The organism is Prevotella sp. oral taxon 317 str. F0108, from assembly GCF_000162415.1.
Classification (GTDB): domain Bacteria; phylum Bacteroidota; class Bacteroidia; order Bacteroidales; family Bacteroidaceae; genus Prevotella; species Prevotella conceptionensis.
In genome coordinates this window covers 1-6,151 of record NZ_GG740077.1, presented here as the reverse complement: position 1 = coordinate 6,151, position 6,151 = coordinate 1, and the positions used below count along the sequence as shown (strand labels likewise).

The 6,151-nt window shown below is 44.6% G+C and carries 3 protein-coding genes; all 3 read left to right on the top strand.

Annotated elements, in window-relative coordinates; translation table 11 throughout:
• Positions 1-159 precede the first annotated feature (159 nt).
• Complete coding sequence (locus HMPREF0670_RS13520; RefSeq protein WP_009231709.1) at positions 160-1,239, top strand: efflux RND transporter periplasmic adaptor subunit; 1,080 nt, start codon at positions 160-162, stop codon at positions 1,237-1,239.
• A 117-nt stretch (positions 1,240-1,356) separates the two neighbouring features.
• Positions 1,357-4,545, top strand: a complete 3,189-nt coding sequence (locus tag HMPREF0670_RS13515; protein WP_009231708.1) for an efflux RND transporter permease subunit — start codon at positions 1,357-1,359, stop codon at positions 4,543-4,545.
• On the top strand, positions 4,529-5,953 hold the full coding sequence (locus HMPREF0670_RS13510) for a TolC family protein (RefSeq protein WP_009231707.1): 1,425 nt from the start codon (positions 4,529-4,531) through the stop codon (positions 5,951-5,953). The genes HMPREF0670_RS13515 and HMPREF0670_RS13510 overlap by 17 nt, the downstream gene beginning before the upstream one ends.
• The last annotated feature ends 198 nt before the right edge of the window (positions 5,954-6,151 follow it).

Here is a 6,151-nt window from a genome sequence, read left to right as displayed (position 1 = left end):
TGACTTCTATGTGAAAAATGAGTTAAAGAAGTGATTAATTCCTATCTATTAGATCTTTTTAACGATAGATTTACGGCAACCTACTTAAAAAAATCTATAAATTTGTATTTAATACTTGAATCATTAGTAAAAGATAATCGGACAACCCATTAGTTAGGTATGAAGAAAGAGATGCTGTTGATGGCTATCATCACGTTGATTGTAGTCACAGGATGCCGCAAAAACAAGGAAAACAGCGACCAAACGGTCTACGCAGTAACGTCTCCTTGGGTAACCAATACACAAGTTTCAAAGGACTATGTGGCCAATATTGAATCGCGAAAAAACATAGAAGTACGCGCACAGCAGGAGGGAATTCTGCAGCAAGTCTATGTCACAGAAGGGCAACAGGTACGAGCCGGTCAGCCACTTTTCCGCATTTCGATTGTTGGAGCGCAACAGAATGTGGCGCGGGCAAAGGCAGAAGCCGAGCAAGCACGCATTGAACTGCAAAACACAACAACGCTAACGAGGGGGCAAATTGTTTCGCCCAATGCACAAAAGATGGCTAAAGCGAAGCTCAATGCAGCCTTGGCAGATTATAAATTGGCACAGATTCAAGCACGGTTATGCTTAATCAGCGCCCCATTTACAGGCGTTATAGGGAGTCTTTCGAAAAAGATTGGAAGCTTAGTGCAGGGAGGTGACTTGCTCACTACACTATCCGACAACTCGTCACTCAACGTATATTTCAACATCTCTGAACCCGAATATATAGACTATCAGCAACATTCTGCCGAGCGAAACAAACTTCCTTTAACGCTGATTCTTGCCAATGGAAGCGCCTTTTCAGCTAAAGGCTACATCCAAAATATAGCTGGTGAGTTTGACAGTAGCTCTGGAAATATTGCTCTTCGTGCCCGCTTTGCCAATCCGAAAGGCTTGCTTCGCAATGGCGAAACAGGCACAGTGCGTATCAATATGCCTTTACACAATGTGTTGGTAATCCCACAACAGGCCACGTATGAAGAGGAAGACCGCCGTTATGTGTTTGTTGTTGATGGCGCAGGCTATGCACATTCACGTGAGATTAAAGTGGCTTTTGAACAACCAGAGGTGTTTATTATCGCCGAAGGAGTAACTGCCAACGACAAGATTCTATTGAGTGGAGTGCAGAAAGTGCATGATGGTCAACACGTAAAGACGCGTTATTACACACCAAGTGGAGCCATGAAGCGTGTTCAACTGAATGCCGACTAAGACTTTCAGGTGGCTTTTCATCACACTTTACAACAGAAAAAGGTTCTCACACCGTATTATTTCATGATGAGAACAACCATTTATAAGAAGAAAAAAAGACGCTAATAAACAGTCAATATGTTTCAAAAGTTTATTCGAAGACCAGTACTTGCCATCGTTGTTTCATTGGTAATCGTCTTCATTGGCATTCTTTCGCTGTCCAATTTACCCATTACTCAGTTTCCATCTATATCCCCTCCAAAGGTTAATGTGGTAGCCGATTATCCTGGAGCCAACAATGAACTGATGATTAAGTCAGTGCTTATTCCTCTTGAACAGGCACTGAATGGTGTGCCGGGAATGAAGTATATCGAGTCGGATGCAGGCAATGACGGCGAAGGAGAGATAAACATTGTCTTCAAACTTGGTACAGATCCCAACGTCGATGCTATCAATGTGCAAAACCGAGTGTCAGCAGCGACCAACAAACTACCGCCAGCTGTTGTGCGCGAAGGTGTGAAAATATCTCGTGAGGAGCCTAACATCCTCATGTATATCAACCTATATAGCGATGATCCTAAAGTCGATCAGAACTTCCTTTTCAATTATGCGGACATCAATATCTCCCCAGAACTCGCCCGCGTTGATGGCGTTGGAGATCTTGATATCCTTGGAACGAGGAGCTTTGCCATGCGTGTTTGGCTTAAGCCTGATAAGCTTACAGCCTATGGTTTGTCTGCAACCGACATCACAGATGCCTTACAACAACAGAGCATTGAAGCTTCTCCAGGCAAGCTTGGGGAAAGTTCGGGCAAGCATGCACAAAGCTTTGAGTATGTGTTGAAGTATCCAGGACGTTATACAACGCCTGAAGAGTATAGCAATATTGTCGTGAAATCAACTCCTGATGGGCAATTTATTAGACTCAAAGATGTAGCAGATGTGAGCCTCGGGAGTGAGGTTTATGACATATATTCTACGTTGAATGGTCACCCATCCGCAGCCATAACACTGAAACAAGCCTATGGATCGAACGCGCGACAAGTTATTCAGAACGTCAAGAAAACTATGGCTCATCTTCAAAAAGACATGCCAAAGGGCATGCATTATGAGTTGAGTTACGACATCAGTAGATTCCTTGATGCCTCTATAGAAAAGGTAATTCACACGCTGTTTGAAGCCTTTATACTCGTTGGTTTCGTTGTATTCTTGTTCCTTGGAGACTGGCGTTCTGCCCTCATTCCATGCCTTGCAGTCCCTGTTTCGTTAATAGGTAGCTTCGCAGTCATGAATGCTTTCGGCATAACGCTTAACATGATATCGCTCTTTGCCTTAGTAATGGCGATTGGAATCGTGGTCGATGATGCCATTGTGGTAATCGAAGCGGTCAATGTAAAGATAGCCAAAGAGGGCTTAGAACCTTTGGAAGCCACGCAAAAGGCAATGAAAGAAATCAGTGGAGCCATAGTAGCCGTGACATTGGTTATGGCATCTGTGTTCATACCTGTAGCCTTTATGGGTGGGCCAGAAGGCATGTTTTATCGGCAGTTTTCAATCACAATAGCTTCTGGTATCGTGCTTTCGGGCTTCACAGCCCTAACACTTACGCCCTCGCTTTGTGCGCTAATATTGACTCGAGAGCGTGATAACCACATCAAAAAGACGTGGCTTAATCGTGTACTTGATAAGTTTAATGCGGGTTTTGACAAAGGAATCGGCGGCTATCGCAACGTGCTTCAACGCACTGTTTCGAGGAAGATTATCACGCTTCCGCTATTACTTTTGTTCTGCATTGGAGCCTTCTTTATCAACAATTCGTTACCTTCGGGCTTTATTCCTCAAGAAGATCAGGGCATGATTTACGCTGTAATTGAGACACCACCTGGTGCTACTATTGAGCGAACGAATAAGGTTGCACATCAACTTGCGAGTATAATTGCAAAGGAAGATGGCATAGAAAGTGTGTCTTCTTTGGCTGGATATGAGATCCTTTCTGAAGGAACCAGTGCCAACTCGGGTTCGTGTTTGATTAATCTTAAGCCTTGGAAGGAACGCAGTCGGACGGCAAAAGAGATTATCAATGACCTTGAAAACAAGTGCCAACAGATAACAGATGCCAACATAGAATTCTTCGAACCACCTTCTATTCCAGGCTATGGTGCGGCGTCAGGTTTCGAGCTTCGACTCCTTGATAAGACTGGAAGTAACGACTATCATGCTATGGAAAAGGTCAGCAAGAGCTTCGTTTCAGCTCTTAATAAGCGTCCAGAGATAGGGTCAGCCTTTACCTTTTACTCGGCCAGTTTCCCTCAATACATGCTCCGAGTAGATAATGATATTGCCGCACAAAAAGGCATTACACTTGGTACAGCCATGGATAATCTCTCCACATTGATTGGTTCTGACTACGAAACGGGCTTCGTTCGATTTGGTAAGCCCTATAAGGTCATCGTGCAAGCCGACCCAAAATATCGTGCTTTTCCACAAGACTTGATGCAGTTAAATGTTAAGAACAACCAAGGTGAAATGGTGCCTTATGCCGACTTTTTACACATGGAAAAGGTATATGGAATGAGTGAGATGACGCGTCATAATCTATATAATTCTGCCGAAGTTACAGGCTCGGCAGCAGCTGGATACAGTAGTGGTCAGGCCATCAAAGCTATCGAAGAGGTGGCTACTTCGACGCTACCTCACGGCTATGATTACGACTTTGCCGGCATCACTAAAGACGAAGTAGACCAAGGAAACCAAGCATTGATCATCTTTATTGTATGTTTAACGTTCGTCTATCTCATCCTTTCAGCACAATATGAGAACTTCCTTTTGCCACTTCCTATTATTACTTGCCTACCCGCGGGCATCTGTGGAACATTCATTTTCCTAAAACTCACGGGATTGGAAAACAACATCTACGCCCAAGTTGCTATGGTCATGCTGATTGGTTTGCTTGGAAAGAATGCCGTGTTAATGGTTGAATATGCCGTGCAACGCCACAACTTAGGCAAGAGTATACGTGCAGCGGCCATCGAAGGTGCGGCAGCTCGCTTCCGTCCTATCCTCATGACATCGTTCGCTTTCATAGCCGGCTTGCTGCCATTAGTATTTGCTCACGGTGCAGGGGCTATTGGAAACCGAACCATTGGCACGGCAGCTGCGGGTGGAATGCTATTCGGAACATGCTTCGGACTCATTCTCGTTCCGGGATTGTATTATATCTTTGGGCGCATGGCCGACCATGTAAAGATGGTTCGTTACCAACGAAACAAGCCATTGACTGAGGAGAAAGACAAACGATATAAACTTGAAAATGATGAAAAGAAATAATATTTTCCTTCTTATTCTGCTTGCTATCGGAGTGTCATCTTGCAAGACTCCCCAAGCGACGCAAGTCAATAGCCGCACACGTTTGCAGCTACCCACGCAATATAATGGTGATACGCTGACGGCGAAGACTACGCCTACGTCATGGAAAATGTTTTTCACCGACCCACAACTCAAGGCACTTATCGACTCCGCTTTAGTCAATAATCAAGACTTAAAGATAACATTGCAGCAGATAGCTGTAGCAAAAAGCGGAATGATTGCAGCCAAAGGAGCTATGCTTCCATCGCTTTCCGTGGGGGCAGAAGTAGGAGTTAGTAAGGCCGGACGATACACAAGTGAGGGTGCCGGCAATGCTTCTACCGAGATGACCCCAGGAAAACTCATCCCCGATCCACTCATGAACTATCACCCGGGCTTTGCTTTTGACTGGGAACTCGACCTCTTTGGCAAGTTGAAGTCAAGCAAAAAAGCGGCTGTCGAGCGTTATTTGGCAACCTTAGAAGGTCAGAATGCCGTGCGCGCTTCATTGATTTCACAGGTCGCAAGCAATTATTATACCTTGTTGGCCTTAGATAACAAACTCGCACTTATACGCAAATACATCGATCTTCAGCGTCAGGCGGAGAAGATAGCAGAGATACAAAAGGAGGCCGATAGCGACACAGAACTGGCTGTTGAGAAGTTCAAAGCAGAGCTTGCAAAGGCGCGTTCGCAGGAGTTTGCATTGAAACAAGAGATTACCGAATGTGAAAATGCACTCAACTTACTGCTCGGTCGTTACCCAACGCCTATTCAACGAGACCCCAAACAGTTGTTGAATGAAGAAGTGAAAACAATCGTTACAGGACTTCCTTCCAATCTTTTGAGCCACCGACCCGATATCCGTCAGGCTGAACATGAACTCGCTGCAGCTCATTGGGACATAGAAACGGCGCGCAAAGCCTTCTTGCCTTCGGTAAACATTAGTGCCACTTTGGGACTTGAAGCCTTTAATCCTACCTACCTAACGCGTATGCCAAAGTCGCTCGCTTACAGTGTTGTGGGAGGACTAACTGCACCTCTTATCAACCGAAAAGCTATCGAAGCTAACTTCCAACAGGCTGATGCCGCACAGCTACAAGCCTTATATGAATATGACAAAACACTGCTTACAGCTTATTCAGAGGTATGTACGCTGCTGTCAAAGAACAAGAATCTCGCCGCCTATTATGCGCTAAAAGAGGAAGAAGTGAAGACTTTGGAACACTCGGTTGAGGTATCTCGTCAACTCTATATGAACGGACGAGCTACTTATCTCGATGTACTTGGGGCCGAACGCGATGCGCTTGATGCCCAAATGGAACTGCTTGAAACACGCCAACAGCAGCTTTCCTGTGTCGTAGACCTATATAGAAGTCTCGGAGAATAAGGCTCATCAGGCATAAAAGCAAATGATTTTTTGAAATGATTTGTGTCATATTATCGTGTGATTTGCCGTATTTTGGGGTGTAAAACAATGAAATATCAGAGTAAATAGGGTAATTCAGTTAATTCCCTCTTAGGAATCTCTGGAGACTGTCAAATGTCAGATTCTTTTCTTGAAAAGCGTCTTTGGAAACGTACTTGA